This window comes from Polaromonas sp. P1_F9 (assembly GCF_056405615.1).
The window spans coordinates 512395-536747 of sequence record NZ_JBFUBT010000003.1; the positions used below are offsets into that span (position 1 = coordinate 512395).

20 protein-coding genes are annotated in these 24353 nt (G+C 60.7%); 10 read left to right on the forward strand and 10 right to left on the reverse strand.

The annotated features are described in order from the left end of the window. The first annotated feature begins 193 nt into the window (after positions 1–193). A complete protein-coding gene (locus AC1DYR_RS11415) occupies positions 194–2278 on the forward strand; it encodes an oxidoreductase (RefSeq protein ID WP_477705226.1) in 2085 nt (694 codons plus the stop codon). 13 nt (positions 2279–2291) lie between these two features. Here the strand turns inward: AC1DYR_RS11415 and AC1DYR_RS11420 are convergent, their stop codons facing one another. Together AC1DYR_RS11420 and AC1DYR_RS11425 are read right to left on the reverse strand one after the other, a co-directional pair. Then, complete coding sequence (locus AC1DYR_RS11420) at positions 2292–3065, reverse strand: AAA family ATPase (protein WP_477705227.1); 774 nt, start codon at positions 3063–3065, stop codon at positions 2292–2294. A 202-nt stretch (positions 3066–3267) separates the two neighbouring features. After that, a complete protein-coding gene (locus tag AC1DYR_RS11425; RefSeq protein ID WP_477705202.1) occupies positions 3268–9513 on the reverse strand; it encodes a beta strand repeat-containing protein in 6246 nt (2081 codons plus the stop codon). Positions 9514–10489: 976 nt separating this feature from the next. Between AC1DYR_RS11425 and AC1DYR_RS11430 the strand changes: the two genes are divergently transcribed. Further along, positions 10490–10729, forward strand: a complete 240-nt coding sequence (locus tag AC1DYR_RS11430; RefSeq protein ID WP_477705203.1) for a hypothetical protein — start codon at positions 10490–10492, stop codon at positions 10727–10729. A 135-nt stretch (positions 10730–10864) separates the two neighbouring features. Here AC1DYR_RS11430 and AC1DYR_RS11435 read toward each other — a convergent pair whose 3' ends face one another. Further along, positions 10865–11812, reverse strand: coding sequence for a LysR family transcriptional regulator (locus AC1DYR_RS11435; protein WP_477705204.1), 948 nt, complete (start codon positions 11810–11812; stop codon positions 10865–10867). A gap of 150 nt (positions 11813–11962) precedes the next feature. Here AC1DYR_RS11435 and AC1DYR_RS11440 point away from each other — a divergent pair, with 150 nt between their 5' ends. Continuing rightward, entirely contained in the window at positions 11963–12367 is a 405-nt protein-coding gene (locus AC1DYR_RS11440) for a RidA family protein (protein ID WP_477667171.1), read from the forward strand. 9 nt (positions 12368–12376) lie between these two features. Here the strand turns inward: AC1DYR_RS11440 and AC1DYR_RS11445 are convergent, their stop codons facing one another. Both AC1DYR_RS11445 and AC1DYR_RS11450 read right to left on the reverse strand, forming a co-directional pair. Further along, positions 12377–12586 (reverse strand): DUF3820 family protein, encoded by a 210-nt coding sequence (locus AC1DYR_RS11445; protein ID WP_431096799.1) that lies wholly within the window; start codon positions 12584–12586, stop codon positions 12377–12379. Positions 12587–12594: 8 nt separating this feature from the next. Continuing rightward, entirely contained in the window at positions 12595–12954 is a 360-nt protein-coding gene (locus AC1DYR_RS11450; protein ID WP_477705205.1) for a translation initiation factor Sui1, read from the reverse strand. A gap of 264 nt (positions 12955–13218) precedes the next feature. On the opposite strand from AC1DYR_RS11450, the gene AC1DYR_RS11455 reads away from it, so the two are divergent. Continuing rightward, positions 13219–13989 (forward strand): PDDEXK family nuclease, encoded by a 771-nt coding sequence (locus AC1DYR_RS11455; RefSeq protein ID WP_477705206.1) that lies wholly within the window; start codon positions 13219–13221, stop codon positions 13987–13989. Positions 13990–14009: 20 nt separating this feature from the next. Here the strand turns inward: AC1DYR_RS11455 and AC1DYR_RS11460 are convergent, their stop codons facing one another. Both AC1DYR_RS11460 and AC1DYR_RS11465 read right to left on the reverse strand, forming a co-directional pair. After that, positions 14010–14660, reverse strand: coding sequence for an FHA domain-containing protein (locus AC1DYR_RS11460; RefSeq protein ID WP_457278741.1), 651 nt, complete (start codon positions 14658–14660; stop codon positions 14010–14012). A gap of 120 nt (positions 14661–14780) precedes the next feature. Then, positions 14781–15230: a surface-adhesin E family protein gene (locus AC1DYR_RS11465; protein WP_477705207.1), complete on the reverse strand. Its 450-nt coding sequence runs from the start codon at positions 15228–15230 to the stop codon at positions 14781–14783. A 268-nt stretch (positions 15231–15498) separates the two neighbouring features. Here AC1DYR_RS11465 and AC1DYR_RS11470 point away from each other — a divergent pair, with 268 nt between their 5' ends. Then, complete coding sequence (locus AC1DYR_RS11470; RefSeq protein WP_477705208.1) at positions 15499–15711, forward strand: CsbD family protein; 213 nt, start codon at positions 15499–15501, stop codon at positions 15709–15711. 175 nt (positions 15712–15886) lie between these two features. Then, positions 15887–16981, forward strand: a complete 1095-nt coding sequence (locus tag AC1DYR_RS11475; protein ID WP_477705209.1) for an ROK family protein — start codon at positions 15887–15889, stop codon at positions 16979–16981. A 108-nt stretch (positions 16982–17089) separates the two neighbouring features. Here AC1DYR_RS11475 and AC1DYR_RS11480 read toward each other — a convergent pair whose 3' ends face one another. Beyond that, on the reverse strand, positions 17090–19543 hold the full coding sequence (locus AC1DYR_RS11480; RefSeq protein WP_477705228.1) for a penicillin-binding protein 1A: 2454 nt from the start codon (positions 19541–19543) through the stop codon (positions 17090–17092). Between the two features lie 528 nt (positions 19544–20071). On the opposite strand from AC1DYR_RS11480, the gene msrB reads away from it, so the two are divergent. The 4 genes from msrB to AC1DYR_RS11500 all read left to right on the forward strand — a co-directional run bounded on the left by msrB (position 20072) and on the right by AC1DYR_RS11500 (position 22902). Then, the gene (gene msrB / locus AC1DYR_RS11485; protein ID WP_477705210.1) at positions 20072–20569 is read left to right on the forward strand and encodes a peptide-methionine (R)-S-oxide reductase MsrB; all 498 of its coding nucleotides are present in this window, start codon (positions 20072–20074) and stop codon (positions 20567–20569) included. A gap of 3 nt (positions 20570–20572) precedes the next feature. Further along, entirely contained in the window at positions 20573–21283 is a 711-nt protein-coding gene (msrA, locus tag AC1DYR_RS11490) for a peptide-methionine (S)-S-oxide reductase MsrA (protein ID WP_477705211.1), read from the forward strand. A 179-nt stretch (positions 21284–21462) separates the two neighbouring features. Further along, positions 21463–21696, forward strand: a complete 234-nt coding sequence (locus AC1DYR_RS11495) for a DUF3606 domain-containing protein (RefSeq protein WP_477705212.1) — start codon at positions 21463–21465, stop codon at positions 21694–21696. A 141-nt stretch (positions 21697–21837) separates the two neighbouring features. Next, positions 21838–22902, forward strand: a complete 1065-nt coding sequence (locus AC1DYR_RS11500) for a Vgb family protein (protein WP_477705213.1) — start codon at positions 21838–21840, stop codon at positions 22900–22902. A gap of 124 nt (positions 22903–23026) precedes the next feature. On the opposite strand, the gene AC1DYR_RS11505 is transcribed toward AC1DYR_RS11500, so the two are convergent. Together AC1DYR_RS11505 and AC1DYR_RS11510 are read right to left on the reverse strand one after the other, a co-directional pair. After that, on the reverse strand, positions 23027–23950 hold the full coding sequence (locus AC1DYR_RS11505) for a hypothetical protein (protein ID WP_477705214.1): 924 nt from the start codon (positions 23948–23950) through the stop codon (positions 23027–23029). A gap of 228 nt (positions 23951–24178) precedes the next feature. After that, positions 24179–24353, reverse strand: a 175-nt coding sequence (locus tag AC1DYR_RS11510; protein WP_477705229.1) for an ATP-binding protein, incomplete at its 5' end; no start/stop codon positions are given.

The following is a 24353-nucleotide window of genomic DNA, read 5'->3' on the forward strand; positions in this document are numbered from 1 at the left end:
GGGCAGGAAGCTACACAAAGTGAGCGACCGTGGGGGCAAGCCTTTGTAGAGCCTGTCCCCTAGAGTACCCGGCAGGCTTTGTTGCGCCCCTTGTTACGACTACCATGCAGGCAGTTCTGACAGGAGACCTGCCTTGGCCGCGACCCCCACTTCGGCGACGACGCCCCCTTCCCTTGCGTCTTCTTCTTTTTCCCTGGAGCCCCTGGATCCCGCTTCCCCCTACCCCCACCTGCTCGCGCCGCTGGACCTCGGCTTCACCACGCTGAAGAACCGCGTGCTGATGGGCAGCATGCACACCGGCCTGGAAGACGGCCGCAAACATTTCCCCGCCATGGCCGCCTACTTCGCCGAGCGTGCGCGCGGCGGTGTGGGCCTCATGGTTACCGGCGGTTTTGCGCCCAACATTGCCGGCTGGACCAAACCGTTTGCAGGCATGCTCGCCAGCTCCGGCGCGGCGCGCCGCCACAAGCAAGTCACCGACGCCGTGCACGCCGAAGGCGGCAAGATTGCCCTGCAAATTTTGCACACCGGCCGCTATGGCTACCACCCGCTGTGTGTCGCGCCCTCGCGCATCCAAAGCCCGATCTCGCCATTCACCCCGCGCGAACTCAGCGCCGGCGGCGTCGAGCGGCAGATCCGCGCCTTCATCCGCTGCGCCATGCTGGCCCGCGACGCCGGCTACGACGGCGTCGAGATCATGGGCAGCGAAGGCTACTTCATCAACCAGTTCCTCGTCACCCACACCAACCAGCGCACCGACGAGTGGGGCGGCAGCTATGGCAACCGCATGCGCGTGGCCGTGGAGATCGTGCGCCGCACGCGCGAAGCCGTAGGGCCCGACTTCATCATCATCTACCGCCTCTCGATGATCGACCTGATTCCCGGCGGCAGCAGCTGGGAAGAAGTCGTGCTGCTGGCCAAAGCCGTGGAAGCCGCCGGCGCCACGCTCATCAACAGCGGTATAGGCTGGCACGAAGCCCGCGTGCCTACCATCGCCACCTCGGTGCCGCGCGGTGCCTTCACCTGGGTCACCAAAAAACTGCGCACCGATTTGCGCGCCGCCGGCCTCACGATTCCCGTCATCACCAGCAACCGCCTGAACATGCCCGAAGTGGCCGAACAGGTGCTGGCCGACGGCAGTGCCGACATGGTCAGCATGGCCCGCCCCTTCCTGGCCGACCCCGAGTTTGTCAACAAGGCCGCGCAGGGCCGCCGCGACGAGATCAACACCTGCATCGCCTGCAACCAGGCCTGCCTGGACCACGCCTTCCAGGCCAAGCTGGCAAGCTGCCTGGTCAACCCCCGCGCCGGGCATGAGACCGAACTCGTCATTCGCATCGCTCCCGCCAAAAAACGCGTTGCCGTTATAGGTGCAGGCCCCGCGGGTCTGGCCGCCGCCACCACGTTGGCCCTGCGCGGCCACAGCGTGGATTTGTATGACTCTGCCGACAAGATAGGCGGCCAGTTCAACCTGGCCAAGCGCGTGCCCGGCAAGGAAGAGTTCGAGGAAACCCTGCGCTACTTCGGCCAGCGCATCACCGGCACCGGCGTGAAGCTGCACCTGAACACCCGCGTTTCGGCGGCCGACCTCATTGCGCAAAAATTTGACGAAGTCGTGCTGGCCACCGGCGTCACGCCGCGCAACCCGCGCATTCCCGGGCAAGACCACCCCAAGGTGCTCAGCTATATCGATGTGCTGCTGGGACGCCAGCCCGTGGGCGAGCGCGTCGCGCTCATAGGCGCAGGCGGCATCGGCTTTGACGTCGCCGAATTCCTCGTCACACCCACCGGCCATTCCACCGCACTCGACCTGCCCGCCTGGCTCGCCGAATGGGGCGTGGCCGATCCCGGCGAAGTGCGCGGCGGCGTCGTGCGCCCGCAGGTCACGCCGCCGGCGCGCCATGTCACCCTGCTGCAGCGCAAACCCGGCAAGCTGGGCGCGGGCCTGGGCAAGACCACCGGCTGGATCCACCGCGCCGCGCTGAAGATGAAAAACGTTGAAATGCTTTCAGGCGTCAACTATGAACGCATTGGTGAAAACGAAGGAGGCTCAGGCCTCAGCCTCTTCATCACCTTCGGCGAAAAACGGCAGGACGGCACCGTGCTGGCGGTCGACAACATCGTGCTGTGCGCCGGGCAAGAGCCCCTGCGCGAACTGCTGGAGCCGCTGCGCGAGGCCGGCGTCAAGACGCACCTGATCGGCGGCGCAGACGAAGCCAGCGAACTCGACGCCAAACGCGCGATTGACCAGGGGACACGACTGGCGGCGATGGTGTGACCCAGGCCTCGCATCACAAAGATGTGTCAGGTTCGTCCTTGCGCTCCAGCAGCAGGCGAAGCATGCGCTCCGGGTTCTGCAGAAAATCGCTCATGACCCGGTAGTGCTCTGTCTCGGCGTACTGAATGCGCTCCAGGCCGGACTCTGAGCACGCATAAATCCAGGCGTCCGGGTAGGCCATCAGCATAGGCGAGTGCGTCGCAATCAAAAATTGTGATCGCTCCAGCACCAGGTCATGCATGCGCGACAACACCGCCAGCTGGCGTTGCGGCGACAGCGCAGCTTCCGGTTCATCGAGGATATACAGGCCCTCTGGCCCGAAGCGATGGTTTAACAGAGACAGAAACGACTCGCCGTGAGACTGCTCATGCAGCGAGCGCGAGCCATAGAAGGTAATCACTGGTGGCCCGAAGGAGGGCTCGGCGTCCAGGTTTTCGATTTCGGTTGCCACATTGAAGAAGCTCTCTGCGCGCAGGAAAAACCCGGTCTTCGGCCGTTTGAAGCCTTTGGCAATGCGGAGGTATTCGTTCAGCACCGAGTGCGACACCCGCGTGCCAAACCGGAAATTCTTTGTACCGCCTTCGGCGTTAAACCCCAGCGAAACCGCAATCGCCTCCAGCAGCGTCGACTTTCCCGAGCCGTTTTCACCCACAAAGAACGTCACTTTCGGGTGCAGGTCAATATGCTCCAGCGTGCGGATGGCCGGCAGGTGAAACGGGTAGGCCGCAAAAGACTCCACCTTGTCGCGCACCAGCGTGACGCGGCTGGCAAACTGGCTGGAGATGATCGATGACATGGCCGGAGTTTAAGGTGGCGGCGGCGCTGGAAAATAGCTGACGAAGAACCGCCCAGTCTGGGGCACTTCCCCGTCAAGCATCAAGCCTGTGGCGAGAATATTTGTTGCCCAAACACAAAGAGAAGCCTGTCGCCATCATCCACCGTGTACGGTGGCCGGGCGACAGTGCTCCCTGGATTCAAACAGGCACCTTCTACTGCCAGTTTGCAGCAATGACTGGTGACAAGTTTGGTTGATAGCCGGCCGGCAATGTGGTCTCACCTGCCGCCGGTGGCGAAAACGCCGCCATTGCATCAACCAGGTTTTGCACCTGACTGTCCAGCAAACGAGTCCCGTTGGCCAGTTCAAAGATTTCCACATGGTTGCCGGCGCCCTGGTACCAGTTGGTGACAGCCACTTTGTCCGTTGTGCCTATGACAGAGACCTCCAGATTGAGCCCTACCTGCTGAAACCAGAGTTGGTCGGCAGCAACGCTGGCGTCAAACCTCAAGGTGTCGGTCACACCCGCAGTGGCATCTGTGTCTGTGAGGACGTCAGCGCCGTCACCCCGCGCAAACAGGTAGGTATCAGCGCCTGAGCCACCAAAAAGCTGGTCATTTCCAGTGCCCCCCGTCAAGGTGTCGTTGCCCCCCAGGCCGCGAAGAATATCGTTGCCGGCCAAACCATTGAGCGTGTCTGCCGAGGTGTTGTTGCCAATCAGGCTGTCTGCACCCGTCGTAGCTGTCCCGATGACGCCTCCGTTCAACAAAATGGCGTCGATGTCCGCAGGCTTCCACACTGTGCCATCACCGAACGCGATTTCCTCAATGGACCAGCTCGTTACCGAGTTGTTGGCCAGGTAGTTGCCTACCGTCAAAGTGTCGGTCGTCCCGGCGATTCTCAAGACAAGGTTGTTCCCACTGCGAGTCACCGTGATGCCTGAGGGCGCAATGCCCGCATCAAATTCAATCCGGTCAATGTTTCCTGCGGTTCCATCATCGTCGTATATGGTGTCCTGACCGCCGCCCACCCCGAAGCGATAGATGTCGTTGCCTGTGCCGGTGTAGACACCATTCCAGGTGTCATAGATGCCACCCGCCAGGATGTCGTTGCCCGACCCACCCATCAGGATGTCGTTACCGGCGCCGCCTTGCAAGGTGTCACCATCGGCACCACCGTTGAGTGTGTCGTTGCCGTTGCCTCCACTCAGGGAGTCGCCGCCGGCCTCGCCCAGCAGCGTGTCGTTGCCGTCTTCCCCGTTGAGAGTGTCGGCGCCATTGCCGCCGTACAGCGTGTCGTTGCCGGCCCGGGCATTGATGGTGTCATTGCCGTCATTCCCCACGAGCACATCATCGGAGGCATAGCCGGTCAGGGTGTCATTACCTGAGCCGCCAGTCAGCGCCATCAGTTTCACATTTGCCACTGACCAGACCGCGTTGACATCATCAGTGAAGCGAATCTCTTCAACGGCCCAGCCTCCGGCGCCATCCCCACTGAAATAGCCGTTGACCGTGATCTGGTCGGTGGTGCCTTGAATCTTCAGGACCAGGCTGTCGCCCGATCGCGAAACCAGCACGCTGCCAGGCAGGATGCCAGCCTTGAAGACGATCTTGTCGACAACACCAGCGGTGCCGTCGTTGTCATAGATCGTGTCCTGACCATCACCAAGTCCGAACATATAGGTGTCGCTACCCGTACCGGTGTAAACGCCATTCCAGGTGTCGTACACCCCTCCGGCCAGGATGTCATTGCCGGTACCACCCTCCAGGGTGTCATTGCCTGATCCACCTTGCAAGGTATCAGCATCGGCTCCGCCATTGAGCGAGTCGTTGCCGTTACCCCCGCTCAGGGAATCACCACCGGCTTCGCCCAGGAGCACGTCGTTGCCGTCCTCCCCACTGAGCGTATCGGCGCCATTACCACCGTAAAGCGTGTCGTTTCCGGCCCGGGCGCTGACGGTGTCATTACCGTCATTGCCCACGAGCACGTCGTCGGTGGCGTAGCCCGTCAGGGTGTCATTACCGGCCGTACCGACCAGAGCCATCACCTTCACATTGGCAATCGACCAGACCGTGTTGACATCATCGGCGAAACGGATCTCTTCCACCGCCCAGCCGCCGGTGCCGTCCCCATTGAAATAGCCATTGACCGATATCTGGTCGCTGGTGCCGATGATTTTGAGCACAAGAATATCGCCGGAACGGGAAACCAGGACATCTCCGGGGAGCACCCCGGCTTTGAAGATGATCTTGTCAATGACGCCAGCAGTAGAGTCGTTGTCAGAGATCGTGTCCTGTCCATCACCTCGCCCGAACAGATAGGTGTCGCTGCCGGTTCCGGTGTAAACGCCATTCCAGGTGTCGTACACGCCGCCGGCCAGAATGTCGTTGCCCGACCCGCCATCCAGGGTGTCGTTCCCGGCACCTCCTTGCAGTGTGTCGACATCGGCACCGCCGTTCAAGGTATCGTTGCCGTTGCCTCCGTTCAGGGAGTCGCCGCCTGCCTCACCCAGAAGCAGGTCGTTGCCGTCTTCTCCGTTAAGCGTGTCCGCGCCATTGCCGCCATACAGCGTGTCGTTGCCGCCACGACCACTCATGGTGTCATTGCCATCGTTGCCCGCCATCACATCGTCGGTGGCATAGCCAATCAGCGTGTCATTGCCAGCGCCGCCCACAAGCGCCGCCATGTTCTTGACGTTGGCTACAGACCAGACCGCGTTGACATCATCGGCGAAACGGATCTCTTCCACCGCCCAGCCGCCGGTGCCGTCCCCGTTGAAATAGCCGCTCACCGATATCTGGTCGCTGGTGCCGATGATTTTGAGCACCAGCGTGTCGCCAGAACGGGAAACCAGAATGTCCGCAGGAAGCACCCCGGCTTTGAAGATGATCTTGTCAATGACACCTGCGGTCGTATCGTTGTCGACGATCGTATCCTGCCCATCCCCGCGCCCGAACAGATAGGTGTCGCTACCAGCGCCGTTGTAGTTGCCGTTCCAGGTGTCATACACCCCGCCGCCCAGCAGGTCATTGCCGGCTCCACCATCCAGGATGTCGTTACCCGACCCGCCCTGCAGTGTGTCGCCATCGGCCCCGCCGCTCAGCGTGTCGTTGCCGTTGCCGCCACTCAGGGAATCACCGCCGGCGTCACCCAAAAGCAGGTCGTCGCCGTCTTCACCGCTGAGGGTGTCAGCGCCATTGCCGCCATACAGTGTGTCATTGCCTGCCCGGGCGCTGATGGTGTCGTTGCCGTCATTGCCCACGATCACGTCATCTGTGCCGTAGCCGGTCAGCGTATCGTTGCCGGCACTGCCGACAAGGGCCATGGTCTTGACGTCGGGAACCGTCCATACCGTGTTCAGGTCGTCCGCGAAACGGATTTCTTCCACGGCCCAGCCGCCGGCGCCATCCCCATTGAAATAACCGTTGACCGTTATCTGGTCGCTGGTTCCCTGGATCTTCAAGACCAGGCTGTCACCCGAGCGCGAGATCAACACACTGCCTGGCAGGATGCCTGCCTTGAAGACGATCTTGTCGACGACACCGGCCGTCGTGTCGTTGTCGGCGATCGTGTCCTGGCCATCGCCCAAGCCGAACAGATAGGTGTCGCTTCCCGCTCCGTTGTAGTTGCCGTTCCAGGTGTCATACACCCCGCCGCCCAGCAGGTCGTTGCCGGCTCCGCCTTCCAGGATGTCGTCGCCGGCGCCACCTTGCAGCGTATCGTTGTCAGCCCCACCCAACAGGGTATCAACACCGTTGCCTCCGCTCAGGGAATCAGCACCGGCTTCGCCCAGAATAAGGTCGTTGCCATCTTCACCGCTCAGTGAATCGCCGCCATTGCCGCCGTACAGTGTGTCGTTACCGGCCCGGCCGCTGATGGTGTCGTTGCCGTCATTGCCCAAGATCACGTCATCGGTGGCGTAGCCGGTCAGGGCATCATTGCCGGCACTACCGACCAGGGCCATACTCTTGACGTCTGTCACTGTCCAAACCGTGTTCAGATCATCGGCGAAGCGAATCTCTTCGATGGCCCAACCGCCAGCACCGTCTCCATTGAAATAGCCGTTGACCGTTATCTGGTCACTGGTGCCCTGGATTGCCAGGATCAGGCTGTCGCCGGAGCGCGAAACCAACACACTGCCCGGCAATATTCCAGTCTTGAAGACGATCTTGTCGACGACGCCAACGGTGGTGTCGTTGTCGACGATCGTGTCCTGGCCATCGCCCAGGCCGAACAGGTAGGTGTCGCTGCCCGCACCGTCGTAGTTGCCGTTCCAGGTGTCGTATACCCCTCCACCCAACACGTCGTTGCCGGCGCCTCCATCCAGAACATCGTCACCCGCACCGCCCTGCAAGGTGTCCCCGTCGGCGCCACCATTGAGTGTGTCGTTGCCATTGCCGCCGATCAGGGAATCAGCACCGACGCCGCCCTCCAGCACGTCGTTGCCGTTACCGCCGCTGAGCGAGTCGGCTCCGGCTTCTCCATTCAATACGTCATTGCCATCGTTGCCGGTCACGGTGTCATTGCCGTCCCCGGCATTGATCGTGTCGTCGGTGGCATAACCCTGAAGCGTGTCGTTGTCCGCAGTTCCAAGCAAGGCAAACGCCTTCATGCTGGCAACATCCCAGACCGTTGCCGGATCGTCGACAAACTGAATCTGCTCGATGGCCCAGCCCCCAGCGCCGTCCCCGCTGAAATAGCCGTTAACGGTTATCTGGTCGCTGGTGCCCTGAATCTTCAGCACCAGGCTGTCGCCAGAGCGGGAGATCAGCACGCTGTCAGGCGAAATTCCTGACTTGAAAACAATCGTGTCGATGGCTCCGGCGGTGGCGTCCTGGTCAACAATTGTGTCCTGCCCATCGCCCAGGCCGAACAGATAGGTATCGCTGCCCGCGCCGTTGTAGTTGCCGTTCCAGGTGTCGTACACCCCTCCGGCCAGGAGGTCGTTTCCCGTACCACCGTCCAGCACGTCGTTGCCGGCCCCGCCTTGCAGCACATCATTTCCAGCGCCGCCGTCCAGCCAATCACCGCCCGCGGCTGCGCTGAAAGTATTTGCGGAGGCGTCTCCCAAATAGATATCGGAGCGGCTGCTTCCGCCAGTCGCCAGGCTCGAATACACATCCAAAGATGCAAGCTCGGCTCTTAACGGTGAGTCCACAGCCAAGGCATCAATCCAGCCGCGGAGCATCGGGATTCCACCAAAGCCGACGCTGGACAGCGCTCCGGCCGCATAGTGATGGAGCTCAACCAGGTCGATAAGCGCGTTGCGTTCATCTGCGGCTCTATGACTTGCAAGCGCAGAGGACAGTCCGGTGGTGTCAAACAGGATGCCAGTCCCACCAAAAGACAATTCAATGCCGTCCAGATAAGGCCGGAGCCTCGTCTGAACTGCCAGTGCGGTATACACACTTTCCTTCAGCGCGCCATAGGCTTTCTGCAATAGCTCCACCTGCGCTGCCGGCGGACTGACGATGTAGTGGTACACCATATTTCCAGTGTTCGGATCCGTACTGGTGTTGATGGCAAACCCGGCCGGGCGTGGGCCACCATTCTCATCGCCATAGAAGCGGCTGCCGTTGAACGCTTCCAGCACATAGATCATGTTTTTGTATTCAGCCTCGGTCACGCCTGGCGGCAGGTTGTAGGTAACGTTGGCATTAAGACCGTACAGCACGCCGTGGGAATAAGTGGAAGTATTGGCCCACAGCGTGACGAGGTTATCCAACTGGCTGCGCTGGCCATCACGGGTGGAGGTAGTCGCATATGTCTGCAGGGCATTGGCGAAGCCAGTGTCCAGGCTTGCGGCTGCCCGCATATTGCGCACCATGCCCGAGCCATCCATTTGCGGCAACGCCTGGGCTTGATCGGTGATGGGGACAGGGTTGCCGGCTTCATCCACCACTTCAGGCGGAAACTCAGTAAAAAAGTTGTTGGTTTCGAGGTCAATCGCGCCCACGGTGTGCGTCTGGCCGTTCTGGGTAAACGTGGTGCTCAGGGCCACAGTGTTGTTGTTGATCACCTGCCCCGCTTGCGGACCCGTACTGCTACCGTTTACCCCAATGCTGGTGATGTTGAGCTCGGTGAGAGTCTTGAGCTCGCCACTTTGGGTAACGCCGTCCTGGTTGGCGTCTTGCCATATCTTGAGCTCACCAAATGCGGCATCTGCACTGGTGATGAAACCATCGCCGTTGGCGTCAAGGTCTCGCAAAGCATCGAAGCCGTCAGTAGCCAGCGTGCTGTTGCTCTTGATGGTGTCTACACCAAAAAGCTCCCGGCCGGTGTCTACTGTGCCATTGCCGTTGAGGTCTCGCACCAGGAAGCCATCTCCGCCAGTGGTCCATCCCGTGCCGGTCTTGATGCCATCGGCATTGTGATCAAAGAGAACAGTCCCTGACGCGCCTACCAGCTCAATACCGTCGCCATCCAGATCCAGGACCAACGGGTCTCTGCGAATTACCATGTTTCGGGCTTGTTTGAAGTCGGTGTCGGTTCTCCCATCAATTTGGGCATCGAGTTCCTCCTGCCGGTGGCGAATATGCCTGTAAGCATTGCCCAACAACCCACCAGACAATAGTCCACCAACATCGGGGTCAAGCAGCGTATCAGTGGTAACGACATTCCCTTTGGATACGGTGTACGAGAGTCCGCTCGGCGATTTAATTTTTATATCGACCGTTGCCGACGGAATGGGGGGCAGCGAAGGGTCGGTAGGGTGAGTAACAAGAGGACCCGGGGTGATTGTTGTTTCTACTGTTGTGCCGCCAGCACCCGGTATAGGCATACTTATAGATAACGCAGGACCTGTTGCCGACACCGATCCATCCGGGTTAACAACGACCGAACCCTTCATTTGAATCGTGCCGCCACTCGTGGTCGAACCACCTGTGCCGTAGGTCACGCCGTCTAGACCCACTTTTATGGAATCCACCCTTCCAGCCTGAGGCAAGGGATTTCCCAGCGGATCCTTGCTCCTGGGCCTAAAAGTTACCGAGACCGTCCCGGCTCCCAGATCCGTGTCGGTGGATACTTTGATATTGACGTTTTGATTCCACAATGACATTTCTTGTAACCCCTGTTAGTTAAACAACACGGCCTCGCGAGGCCCCAACCGTTTTTCCACAACCAGTGCCGAAAACGCGCCGGCAGCAACGCTGCTGTCGGCAAAGACCGTCACAGTCATGCGACCAATCTGCAAATCAATCTACGCGAATCAAATGACAATATGAAGTGACACCCCTGTCACATATAACAGGGTGATCGGGTAAACACCGACGCGCCCACGACGCCTTGAACAATTTAGTTCTAAGCTACACGATAAGAAGATCTATCGGGGTCAAAAAATTTGTGCTTTCTGATCACTCCATCCACGCAATGCAATACTCATTCAAATCTCGATGGATGAGCAATGCATTCATATCCCATTCAAGGAGACTTCGATGACGGCCACTCTTCGCCAGGCTCTGATTCATATACGTTCGGGGCAATGGAACGACGCACACGGCATTGTGCAAAGCGATGAATCGCAACTGGCTGCCTGGCTACACGGCATCTTGCATATCCAGGAAGGTGACCTGGAAAATGCCGAGTACTGGTACGGCCAGGCGAACCGCAACTTCCACAGCCGTGGAACAGTCGATGAAGAGCTGCAACGCTTCGAGGCGGCGTTAGCTGAATAAAGACTGCCAGATTAAAGGCTGCTGGTTTTTTAATCCAAACCTGACTCTCATCCAGGCCCCCAACACCTGCTGGTGTGAAAGCAGGGGAACCAGGAGTGATAACTCGCTCCGCCCACTCGTGGATACCCCCTCTGCTCATTTGGGATCGGATTTCATTCTTCCGCCATCTGGACCAGCAACCGGCGCATGCTGCGCCATCAGCCCGGCTACCCATTCGATGAACACCCGCAGTTTGGCGCTGACATGCCGGTTCGGCGGAAAGGCCACATACAGGGGCATGGGGTCAAGGCGCCAGCCCTTGAACAGGGGCATCAGTTCGCCGCCAGCCAGGTGCGCCTTCGCCATATAGTCCGGCAGCCAGAGGACTCCCAATCCCGCCAGCCCGGCCGCGAGGTAGGCATTGCCGTCATCGAATGCGAACAGGTGGCGGCCTTGCACCTTGATGCTCTCGCCCTTGCGGTGCATGGCGTACGGAAAAGCCTTGCCGGTGCGCGCCCACAGAAAACCCACGATGCGGTGATGCGTGTCTTCCAGCTCTCGCGGGTGCAACGGTGTGCCCGAGCGCTCCAGATAGGCCGGGGCGGCGTACACCCCCAACTGCAGGTCACCCACCTTGCGGGCCATCAGCGACTGATCGGTTAGCTCGCCGCCGCGCACGACGCAGTCCACGTTGTCGCCGATCAGGTCCACCATACGGTCGCTGACACCCATGTCGAGCTGAATCTCAGGGTAGCGCGCATGAAATTCCGGCAAGGCCGGCACCAGGATCATGCGGGCCAGGGGGCTGGGTACATCGACCCGCAGCCGGCCCCTGGGCGACGCTGACGCACTGGACAGGCTGGTCTCGGCATCGTCCACTTCGGCCAGGACGCGCACCACCCGCTCATAGTAGGCAGCGCCATCGGCAGTGACATTGACCTTGCGTGTAGTCCGGTTGAGCAGCTTGACCCGCAGCCGCGCTTCCAGTTGCTGCACCAGCTGCGTCACGCTGGTCTTGCTCATGTGAAGCGTCTCGGCCGCCTTGGTGAAGCTGCCCGCTTCCACCACGCGGGCGAATGCCTGCATTGCATCGAAACGGTCCATCTCTGCTCCAGATACATTGACGTTGATGATTATTTGGATTTTACGAACAGTGATGGTTAGCCTTGCCTGTTTATCCGAAAGGCGCAGCCTTTTAAAGTTCTTTCATCGTTAACCACGGGCCGACCATGGTCCTTTATGAAGGAGATTTTTATGACCAAGCGTGAAGTCGTTTTTCCACCGGGGCGCCAGGCCCTCTATGAACGCAACCGGTATTCGCCGGCGGTGAAGTCCAACGGCTTCCTGTTCGTTTCAGGGCAGGTTGGCAGCCGCGAAGACGGATCCCCCGAGCCCGACCTGGAGGCGCAGGTCCGGCTCGCCTTCGACAACCTGAACGCCATCCTCAAGGCCGCAGGCTGCACCTTCGACGACGTGGTCGACGTCACAGTCTTCATGGTGGATCCGGAATCGGTGTTCGAGACAGCCTGGAAAGTGGTGCCCGACTACTGGGGCAACGCACCGCACCCTACGCTGACGGGTGTCGGCGTGACCTGGCTCTATGGCTTTCAGTTTGAGATCAAGGTGATTGCAAAGCTTCCAGAGTCTCGCGGTGATTGAGTGACTTGACTACCGCCGTAGCGGGTCCAGCAGCGGCTTCAACCCGTTGTGGTCGATCTCCTGCATCAACTGCAGCAGGCGGCCGATTTCGCCTTTGGGAAAACCTTCGCGGGCGAACCAGTTGAGGTAGTTGCCAGGCAGGTCGGCGATCAGGGTGCCCTTGTGTTTGCCGAAAGGCATTTCGCGGGTCACCAGCAGCTGGAGGTCTTCGGGTTTCATGCCTAACCCTAACCGCCTGCCCGCTTGGGCGCGTAACCCTGTTTTTGCAGCGCCTGCATGACGGTGTCGCAATGGTCGCCCTGCACTTCAATGATGCCGTCTTTGGCCGTGCCACCCGAGCCGCAGGCGGCTTTGAGCTGTTTGCCCAGCTGTGCCAGGGCCAGGGCGTCCAGCGGCAGGCCCTTGATGACGGTGACAGTTTTTCCGCCGCGGCCTTTGCTTTCACGCATGACGCGCACTACACCGTCGCCCTTGGGCGCGGCCTGCTGCTTGCAGGTGCAGGCGGAAGCGGGCTGGCGGCAGCCGGGGCACATGCGTCCGGCATCGGTGGAATACACAAGGCCGCCGCTGGCAGGGGGTTTCTTCATGGAGTTTAAGGAGGGGGGATGCGAGGAAAGCGGCTCTGCCCGGGTAACACCACAGTGTGGTCATCACAGCCGGGTCAGCACGCCCTAATACGAACGTTCACAAATGTTCTGGGTCATATTGCCGAAAAATGAAAAATGTACCTTATAAACACGGCTGGGATTTTCAGCCAGCGCCGCGCAGCCACTCAGGGTCATACACCCATATCACAACAGGCAGCGCATCGGCCCGGCACATCAACGCAGTACCAGCACCAGGACAGCACCATGACCGGCACCTCTTTTTTGATCGGCTTCTTTATCTTTGTGGGCAGCGTGGCCTTGGGGGCGCTGGGCTATGAACGCTGGCTCTCGCATGTGGTGTCGGCCCGCAAGAAGGTGGCGCGCAACCACGCGCTGCGCCGCAAGCCTCTTACCAGCCGCGACGAGCTCGCAGTGTGGCGCTGGCTGGCAGACATTTTTCCGGACCACCATGTATTGATCAAGGTGCCCTTTACCGGCTTTATTGAACCCAACAGCCGCGGCGGCGACGCGCACTGGCAGGCGCTGCTGAGCACCGTGAGCTTTGCCTGCGCCGTGGCCGACCGCAAAGGCGCCGTGCTGGGTTGCGTCGATGTGCTGGGCCGGGGCGAGCTGGCAGACCGCAGACATGCCTTCAAGCGCGAGCTGCTGGGCCGCGCCGGCATTCCCTACTGGATTGTGGACAGCCAGCGGCGGCCCGAGGCCACGCTGCTGCGTGAGAAGTTCACCGGTGCCGCCGCCGCGCAGGCGGCGATTAAAAAGACGCCACGCTCAGCCATGCCCCGCAAACCCGTCACCGCGCTGGAGCAGCGCCGCCTGTCACGCGTGTCCAGCAACGCATCGGACCTGACCCGCACCGGCATGACGCCGCTGCACCTGAAGTCCACACTCAAGCTGAAGTCGCTGGCGCGGGCTTTTGCCTGGCGCCTGGCCGGTGAGCCGCCTTCTTACAGTTCACGGAGTTCGCGCAAGCCCATGGGCTTTCCCACCACCAGCATCAGCAGCTCGACCATCTGAGCGAGCCGGCGTCGGTCCGCTCAGGCTTCGGCGCTCTTGAGTAAAAACTCCATCTCGGTTCCGGCCAGGTTCAGTATGTCGTGGTGGGCCAGCGGAATCGCTTTCATGCCGATCGGTTTGCCGTTGCAGGTCGGCGGCTTTTCGCCGTCCATGTGCGCCACGTAGTAGCCGTCGCGCCGGTGCGATATGGACACCACGGCCACACCGGGCTGCCCGAAGGTGGTAACGGCCTTGACCACCGGCACCTCCAGCCCCGCTGACGAACCCGACAGCACCTTCAGGCTAGCGTGCATCGTGCCGCTGGTGCCGGGCAGGCCCATCGCGTCCAGCGCCATGGCGGTGGTTTGATGTTCGCGCGGAGCCTCTTCTTCGTGCCGCGAGGTGGCCAGGTACTGGATGCGGAAGTTGCCGATATTGATGATGTCGTTGTCGTGCAGCAGTTCACGCGACTTGACCATGTGGCCGTTAAGGTAGGTGCCGTTGGTGCTGCCCAGGTCTTCAAGGTACACGTCCGCAAGGCCTTTCAGCAGGAACACGCAGTGCTCGCCGCTGACCACCAGGTTGTCAAAGATGATGTCGTTGTAGGGCCTGCGGCCCAGCGTGGTGCGGTCGTTCGTCAAGTACACGTGCTTGATTTCGACGCCTTCGACCGTTGCAATGAGTTGCGGCATGCAAGACCCTTCTTCAAGATAGTCGCCGGACACGCCCCATGCGTAAGCGACAAACCATCGTAGCCCGAGCGCCCTAAAGGCACAAGCGGGGCACAACCCGCCAGCGCCGCAACATGGCCGCTAATTGGTGGTAATTTTGCCGGTTTCGCATGCAGCGCGAATGATGCGCTGGGTCGGGCTGGGCGTCACGTCGCGGAACTCCATGGGCCGCACCACTTCGTTGGGGTAAGTCACTGTTTTGTACGGCTCGCCCTTCCACAGGGGCTGCACGTAAAACGCCAGCGTGACGTACTTGGCGCTCTTGTCAGCGCAGTCAAACAGCACGGTGGAAACATACGAACGGTAAGGCACGCCGTCCCAGCTGGTGCGTTGCAGCGCGCGGCTCACACGCACCTGCATGGCCCGCATATCGCCATTGGCGGCAATGGGGGTCGGGTCTACCTCAATGGTGTTGACGGCCGGGTCATCCGGGTCACCCACCACGGTAAACCATGTGGTGGGGGCGACGGGCGCGCCCCACAGGGAAGCCCCGGACACCAAGGCCGCTAAAACGACGACGATCTTCTTCATATGACTTTTTTTCCTTCCCCACTCCACTGCCCCACTCCACGGTCACTTCGCAGCCCAGTCCATTGTCTGCAACGTCAGTTTAATCCTGACGCAACGAACTTTCTGTTGCAACTGTTTCCCAACCCGTGGCAGGCGCGCAGCGAACGGCCCTGTAGGCACATACCGACACCGGCACGGGCCCGACGCCTTCGGCGCGGTCTGGGCCGGCGGGCTATCTTGAACTGCATGGAATTTTCCATGACGCAACTCTCTCCGAAAGGTACACCCCATGAACAAGGACCAGGTCAAAGGCAAGATCAAGGAAGTTGCCGGTGAAGTGCAGGAACACACCGGCAAGCTGGTCGGCAATGCCGAACAGCAGGCCAAGGGCCATGCCCGTGAATTCCAGGGCAAGGCACAAAAGGCCGCCGGCGACGCACGTGAGAACGCAGAAGATATCCAGAAGGATCTGGACAAAAACCGCGACCCCCTGCGCCGTTAAGCAGCACTGAACGCTGCCCACCCACCATCGGCCGGCTCTTCCCGGCCGTTTTTTTGCGCGCAAATCGCCGCGCACACCAGCCATTGGCTGACGCGTTCAGGCGCGTTGGCTGATAGCCGGCGGCACGCCTTGCCCGCATCATGAAACCTTCCACCACCACAGCACACGCCCCCACATGCCGCGCAAAGCCTCCCCCGCTTCCCTGCCCGACGACCTGTTGCACGGCCAGTTGAAGCTGCCTGCCGTGACGATCAACGGCTACAGCCTGGAACTGCACGACGGCGAGCGTTTTCTGGGCGACACCGTCAGCCGTGTCGCCTACAGCGAAATGCTGGACGTATGGCGCCGGGTGTTTCGCCGCATCAGCGGTGAAGACGTGCTGGGCACCAAGCCCACGCCCGCCATCAGCAAAAAGCGGCTCGACCTGCTCCTTCAACGCGACGGCAAGGCCGCCGCCGTGATTTCCGCGGCATCGGAAGACTACGCCTGGCAACTGGTGCGCGTGGTGCGGCGTTTTCTGGCGCACCCCACATGGCACGGCGTGCAGCGCATTGTGGTGGGCGGCGGCTTTCAGCAAAGCCTGGTGGGCGAACTGGCCATCGATCGCGCGGCCGAACTGCTTTACCAGCAAAACGCCCGCGTGCATTTGATGACGCTGCGCCACCACCCCGACGAAGGCGGGCTGATCGGCTGGGTGCACCTGGCGCCGCCCGAGCTGTTGTCGCAATACGGCGGCTTCCTGGCGGTAGACATTGGCGGCACCAACCTGCGCTGCGGCATTGTGCGGCCGCGCCTGAACAAGTCGCCCGACCTGTCGGACGTGCGCGTGGCGGGCCTGGAAAAGTGGGGACACCGCGGCGACGACGATGTCACCCGCCGCGAACACCTGGTGCAGGGCATTGCCGCCATGCTCAAAAAACTCAAGCGCTTGGCCGACAAAAAAAACATCACCCTGGCGCCGTTTGTCGGCGTGGCCTGCCCCGGCATGATCTGCGACGACGGCTCCATCGCCGCTGGCGCGCAGAACCTGCCCGGCAACTGGGAAAGCCCGCGCTTTAATCTGGCGCATGACCTCAGCGAACTGCTGCCGCGCCAGGACGGCCAGACCACCCAGGTGCGGCTGCACAACGATGCGGTGGTGCAAGGTTTGTCAGAGCTGCCCTTCATGCAGGGCGTGAAGCGCTGGGCCGTGCTGACGGTGGGCACCGGGCTGGGCAACGCCAGCTTTGTCAACACCGGCCCGCAGGCCGCGCGTAAAGCCAGACACTGACGCCGCGCATTGCCTGCAATAATTCAAGAAGAAATGGCCTGAAACCCAATCAAGACGAGCGCAAGCAGCTATCCATTTAATAGCAACTCCACGAGCACTCGCGCAGCGCTAGCGCGGTGAGATGGGCGCACCCACCACCACGCCCGGCACGACGGGCATGTTTTCCACAGTACCTTCAGGCTGCACGCGCCGCGGCTGCTCGGGTGGCAGCACCACGCCCGGTGCACCGGGTGCGGGTGTGCCGTCTGCCGCGGGCCCGTTCACGGTGATGTACTTGATCACCGGTGCCGGCTGCCACGCGCGCGGCGGGCCGCCGTCGGCGGAAGGCGCGCCCACTACGCTTTGCTGCCCCAAGGGCTGGGGCATGCCGCCGTCACCGGTCTGGCCTGGCTGGCGCTCCTGCGGCGGCTCGGCGCCGTTGAACAGGGCCTCGATGCGCTGGCGCTCCTGGTCCGTCACGGCAGAACCCGCAGGCGCGGCAAAGCGCAGGTTCACATCCACCACTTTCGCCTTGATGGCCCCCTGGAAGAACTCACCCACCATCGGCAGCGCGCTGCGGGCGCCCTGCCCATAGCTGTCAGCCATGGTCACGCGGTTGTCGTTAAAGCCCACCCACGCGCCGGCCACCAGCTGCGGGTGCATCATGATGAACCAGCCGTCGGTGTTGCCCTGCGTCGTGCCGGTCTTGCCGGCCACGTCGGCCTGTATGCCGTAACGGCTGCGAATGGCAGCGCCCGTGCCCTGGTCAATCACGCCGCGCATCACGTCCAGCAGCGTCTGAGCCACCGTGGCCGGCATCACGGTTTCAGCCAGCTTGGGCTCAAACGCTTCCAGCACCTTGCCGTTGCGGTCTTCTACCCGGGTGATGAGGACGGGCTCTATATAGCGGCCGTCATTGGCCAGCGTGCCGTAGGCCGCCACCATTTCCCTCAGCGTGACAGGGCTGGTGCCCAGCGCGAGTGAGGGCACCTCTTCGAGCTTGCTCTGGCGCACGCCCATGGCCTTGGCCAGCTTTGCCACATTAGCCGGGCCCACGGCGGCCATGACCTGCGCGGTGATCGTGTTCTTGGAGAACATCAGGCCCTGGCGCAGCGTCATCATCTCGCCGCTGGGGCCGCCGCCGTCGGTCGGCCGCCAGAAGGCACCGTTGCCCAGCGGAATTTCCACCTCGCCGTCCAGGTACACGTCGGACGGCTTGGCGCCGTTTTCAAACGCCGCGCCGTACACAAAGGGCTTGAAGGTCGAACCCGGCTGGCGGCGCGCCTGCTGCACGTGGTCGAACTGGTCGCGCGCAAAGTCGCGGCTGCCTACCCACGCCCGAACCTGGCCGTTGGTCGGGTCCAGCGCCATGAAGCCGGCCTGCAGGCGCGTCTTGTCGTCCTTCAGGTTTTGCATGAACTCGGCGTCCGCCAGCAGTGTCTTGATGGCCTGGTCGTCGGCCTGTCCCTTGGTGCGCAGGGCCTTGTATTCGGCGGTGTCGCGTATGAAGGCCAGGGCCAATTCACGAGGCGCGCCGCTCTTGGCCTTCCACCCGGAGTTAAAGCGCCAGTCACCGGCCACCGTCTTTTGCAGCCTGTCTACCTGCACCGCCAGCGCCTTGTTGGCCATGTCCTGCAGGCGTGAATCAATGGTGCTGCGCAGCACCAGGCCGTCGGCATAAATGTTGTAGTCGTTGCGGTCGGCCCATTCGATCAGCCAGCGGCGCAGCTGCTGCGCCAGGTGCGGCGCCGAGCCCAGCTCTTCGTCCTGGCGCTCGAAGTCGATGCGCAGCGGCTTCTTTTTCAGCGCCTCCAGCTGGGCTGCGGGCAGCTTTTCGTGCTTGACCATCTGCGCCAGCACCGTGTTGCGGCGCTGCATGGCGCGCTCGGGGTTGTTCACCGGGTTGTAGTAGGCCGTGCCCTTGAGCATGCCCACCAGCGTGGCGCTTTGCAGCACGTCCAGCTCGTTGGCGGACTTGTCGAAATAGGTGCGCGCCGCCATCTCAATGCCGTAGGCGTTGTACAGAAAGGGCACGGTGTTCAGGTAGCTCTCCAGGATTTCGTCCTTGGAATAAACCGCCTCTATCTTGAAAGCCGTGATGGCTTCCTTCAGCTTGCGCGTGATCGACAGCGAACGGCCAATCTCTTCCGGGTAGAGGTTGCGCGCCAGCTGCTGCGTGATGGTGGAGCCGCCCTGCGTCTTGCCGGCGGCCGTGTGCAGCACGGCCGACACCGTGCGCTTGATGTCCATGCCGTGGTGTTCGTAAAAGCGGTGGTCTTCCGTGGCGATCAGCGCGGCCACCACGCTGGGTGAAATGTCTTCGAGCTTCACCCAGTCGCGGTTGGCCCGCTTGAACACCGCCAGCACCTGGCCGTCAGACGACATCACCACCGAGGGCTTGGCGGTTTTGGCTTTCAGCAGGTCGTTGATGCTGGGCGTGAACGGGATCAGGATCAGCACATACAGCACAACCAGCACCGGAATGGCCGCCAGTGTCAGCAGCACGCCGCGTTTGGTGGGGTGGCGCAAGCGGCCAGGAATGGTGGCCGCAAAGTCGCGAAGTTGGGTCAGGAGCTGTTTCATCATTGCCCGCAAGTCTAAAGGGGAGGTGTAAACGGGCCTGTAGGACTGTGGCGCTGCGGAAAACGCCAGCAGCAAGCGGGTTCTGCTTCCGTGACTTCCGAAAGGCGCTTTTCAGGCATTAAATTGGCCCATGGCCCAATGTTTATATGCCATTATTGCTATAATTTTCATAGCAAATTACGGGGCAAATTGGGCGGCCTTTGAGGCATTTCAGGGCATTCAGGAAGTGGTTTTGGGCCTGTTTTTTCGCTGTTTTGCCCTTTGAGGCCAGTTTTGGCGCCTTCCAGGCCATTTTCAGGCATCAAATCGGCCTCCAGCCCAACAAGGATTTGCCCGGACAGCTATGGTATTGATAGCAATTTCAGACTGCCCGCCATTTCGCCGCACGGAACTGAACCGGTACAGCGTCATCCAATCTTTCGCACCAGGGGCGTCGTCATCCGTAAGAAACACCTCGCCACGCCGACCAACCGTCGTGCCGCCTGTTCACGGCAAGCAATACAACAACCAACCGAAAGAGGCCAACGCATGATGACCCGCAGAAACTCGCTGCTCAAACTGGGCGCCCTCTCCGCCGCCATGGCCGCCGGCCTGCGCGGGCTGCTGGCGTCCGCACCCGCCCACGCGGCCGCGCGCGCTTATGAAGTCACCCGCACCGAGGCCGAATGGCAAAAGCTGCTGCGGCCCGACCAGTACCGCGTGCTGCGCAAGGCAGGCACTGAAACGCCATTCACCAGCCCGCTGAATAAAGAAAAGCGCGCCGGCGTTTTCAGCTGCGCCGGTTGCGACTTGCCCCTTTTCTCTTCAACCACCAAGTTCGACAGCGGCACCGGCTGGCCCAGCTTCTGGCAGGCCATGAGCAACGCCGTGGTGGAAGAAACCGACACCACCCTCTTCATGAAACGCACCGAAGTGCTGTGCCGCCGCTGCGGCGGCCACCTCGGCCATGTGTTTGACGACGGACCCAAACCCACCGGCCTGCGCTATTGCATGAACGGCGTGGCCCTTAACTTCAAGGCAGCCTAAGAAATGAACAAATACCTTTTTGCCCTGGGCGCAGTCGCTTTGGCCACGTGGATATTGGTGGGCGGCGGTATGGGCACCAGCGCCGCACAGGAAAAAGCCGTCAAGCTGCCCGCACCCACCTTTGACGCCACGGCCGCCGCACAGGCAGGCACCGCCACCGCCGTGTTTGCCGGCGGCTGCTTCTGGGGCGTGCAGGCCGTGTTTCAACATACTGATGGCGTGCTCAACGCCGTCTCGGGCTATTCAGGTGGTGAGAAAGCCACCGCCACTTACGAGCAAATCGGCTCAGGCCGCACCGGCCACGCAGAAGCCGTGCAGATCACCTACGACCCGAAAAAGATCAGCTACGGCAAGCTGCTGCAGATTTATTTTTCTGTGGCGCATGACCCGACCACGCTCAACCGCCAGGGCCCCGACAGCGGCACGCAATACCGCTCAGCAGTTTTCTACAAAGACGCCGAGCAAAAGAAAGTGACCGAAAGCTACATCGCCCAGCTCGACGCCGCCAAGGCCTTCCCGAACAAAATCGTGACGCAGCTGACGCCGCTGGCCGCCTTCTACCCCGCCGAGGCCTACCACCAGGACTACGCCACCCTGCACCCCAACCAGCCCTACATCGCAAGGTTTGACCTGCCCAAGATTGCCAACCTGAAAACCGTGATGCCCGAGGTCTACCGCGAAAAGCCCGTGCTGGTGTCGCAGGCCGGCAAGTAAGGCGGAGGCCCGGTTCGGCGGGAACATAGGGCGCGCGGGGCGTAGGCCATACCCCCGACTTGCGGCCAATGCGCCCCATTCCCCAACTGAAACCCATCAAGTCGGCAATGGCCTACAACCATGGTGGGCCAGGCGCGCTAATGTGGTCTTTTACCTTAGCAGGCAAAGGAGCAACCACCATGGCAAACACCGATACACCGCAATCGCATGCAGGCGAACAGCCTGCGCGCATCAACCTGAATGACAAAGCCACCACTGCGGAATGGCTCAAGAAGCTGGACGTCACCGAAGAGCAACTGCGCGAAGCCGTAGCCGCCGTGGGCGACAAGGCCACCAACGTCGAGATGCACCTCAAGGGCGCCCGCAGCACCACCAATTCAGACCGCGTGCATGAAGCGATGACCGAGCACTGAGCTTGAAGCGCGCCTGATGTTCACTTGAAGTGCGCTTGATGGCGGCGCGCATTGCCGCCAAAATGCCAGGGATACCACCCGGCCGTTCACCGCCGTTCATCGTGTTCAGCGCATGCAGCAAGATGCGCAGGAGGTTTTGCCATGGCATTGCAGACGCCCGCTCCATCCCACACTCCCCAGCAATCAGGCCCAACCCAGATCAACCGGCGCACCGCGTTGGTGGCCCTGCCCAGCTGGGCGGCCCTGGCCGGTTTGAGTTTGCCGGCCGCCACACATGCGCAAACACCCGGCACCGTCCGCCTGCAGTCGTGGCCGCTCAACGCCCGCACCTTCACCGGCATTCACGACATCGCCCCCGCACCCGACGGCGGCGTGTGGTTCTCGGCCCAGCGCAGCGGCCACCTCGGCTGGTTTGACCCGCGCACCGGCAAGTCAGACCTGGTGGCTTTGGGCAATGGCTCGTCACCCCATGGCGTGATCGCCGGGCCCGACGGCGCAGCCTGGCTGACCGACGGCGGGCAAAACGCAATAGCCCGCGTGGCCTGGCCCTCGCGCGAAGTGAAAGTCTTCCCCCTTCCCGCCGGCACACCGTACGCCAACCTCAACACCTGCGCCTTCGACGGCGACGGCAACCTCTGGTTCACCGGCCAAAGCGGTTACGTCGGCAAGGTCGATGTGCGCACAGCCAGCGTCACGGTGAAAGAGTCCCCCCGCGGCCGCGGCCCCTACGGCATCTGCGCCACACCCAAAGGCGATATTTGGTGGTGCTCACTGGCCGGCTCATTCATTGCGCAGCTAGACCGCAAGACAGGCGAATCACGCATCGTTGAACCTCCCACCCCACGCCAAGGCGCCCGCCGCGTCTGGTCAGACAGCAGGGGCCGCATCTGGGTATCTGAATGGAACAGCGGCAACCTCTCAATGCATGACCCAGCATTGGGCACCGGCCCCAGCAGCTGGCGCGCATGGAAGGCCCCCGGCACCGAGCCGCATATTTATGCCGTGTACGTTGACCATAAAGACATCGTCTGGGCCTCAGAGTGGAGCAGCAACGCCCTGTTGCGCTTTGACCCGGCGACAGAGAAGTTTGAGGTAATCACCATGCCGCGTGCTGCGGCGAGCGTGCGGCAGATCCTGGGCCGGCCTGGGGAGGTCTGGCTGCCTGAGAGCGGGACGGAGTTTGTGACGGTGGTGAAGACGGGGTGAAAGGGCGGCGGACGAAGCGTCGCAGCAGTACAGAAGATGTCGTACTAACTCATATCAGCCAACAAATGAGCAAGCCAAGGCGGGCTTTCCGGTGACATTGACAGAAAGGTTCCTTCCTGCCTTTTTATTTTAGATTTTTAGGTTGCCGCATTGGAATTTTTCGAGGTATAGAGCGCTCAATTGCTTTCTGATATTTCAGACGCTGCACGACGGAAAGCGCATCTGGCCCAAAAAACTCAATCGCATAGGCATCAGCCTGTGTCTTACCCAAGATCAAATGTCCTGTGAAATGTCGAACAAGTTGCTGAAGTGGTCGCTCGCCCAAAGGTGGCTCATTCGTTACAAGAAGACGCGACTCATCGCACATCATTTCAAAGATCATCCGAGAGGTTTCCTTAAGAAACCCAACTTGAAGGTTGCTATATCTCGCGGAAAATTCACTTAGACGCTTCAAGGCGCGCCATCTCCCATTTTTGCTCTCCAGAAATCCTGCCTCCGGTCTGTCGGCAATTAGGATTTCAACTTGAACGCCACGTTTTAGCGCCTGCTCCAAGAATAGAAACGTCATGGTTGAGCACTTTGATGGACGAGGCATCGACGTAGTGATCAAGAGCTTATGCTTCGCCTTGGATAGAAACTCATCTAGTTGTTGAGCAACCTCGAATGGCTGAAGCACACGGAAGGGGATTGCCTCTAAAATCTTCTCGACAGCCGTCAATTCTGACCTTCTAGATTGAAGTTTTTCATCCGACTTTTTTTCTCCGCGCTCTTCATCTTTCTCAAGGGCGTCGATGCTTAGACGTAACGTACTTCGCTTCTGCAGAATCTCACCATATGTGGTCTTTCCACCCACATCAATCCCCAGCTTTCGTACTCGTTGGTTTACAACCTGAGTTCCAGCGCGCTTATAAAAATTTCTATCGATACCTATGAGTTCGGGGAAGCCATTTATTAAGAACGCAGCGCTATAGAAATCATCAATGCCAGACTCCAACGCAATCCTAGCGACAGGCGCAGACGACGTCGTTACGCCAACGCCATAAACCAAGAGAAGTCCATTTCTGTACTTAAGAACGGGCCGCCTAACCTCCACGCACTTAACTATGGTGTCAGTCGACTCTCGACTCCCATTCGTCAAAGTAGCGCTCCTCAACGTCTGAAGCGAAGAAATAGAGATTTCTATGGCCTTCGGCAGCTCAAGCTGTTGAATTCCGCTGAAGTCTGACCCGAGTTTTCCATCGAATATTGACCCACACTCTTTGTGAGCAGAAGGTGCTCACGATGTGGATAAGTTCTTGGTTTTCTCCTTTTTGGGCTGAGTCTTTGCAGAGCTGTTTTTGAACCGATAGCTGTCGTTTCCAGTCTCAAGGATATGACACCTGTGGGTGAGTCGATCCAGAAGAGCAGTCGTCATTTTTGCATCACCAAAGACACTGGCCCATTCTCCAAAG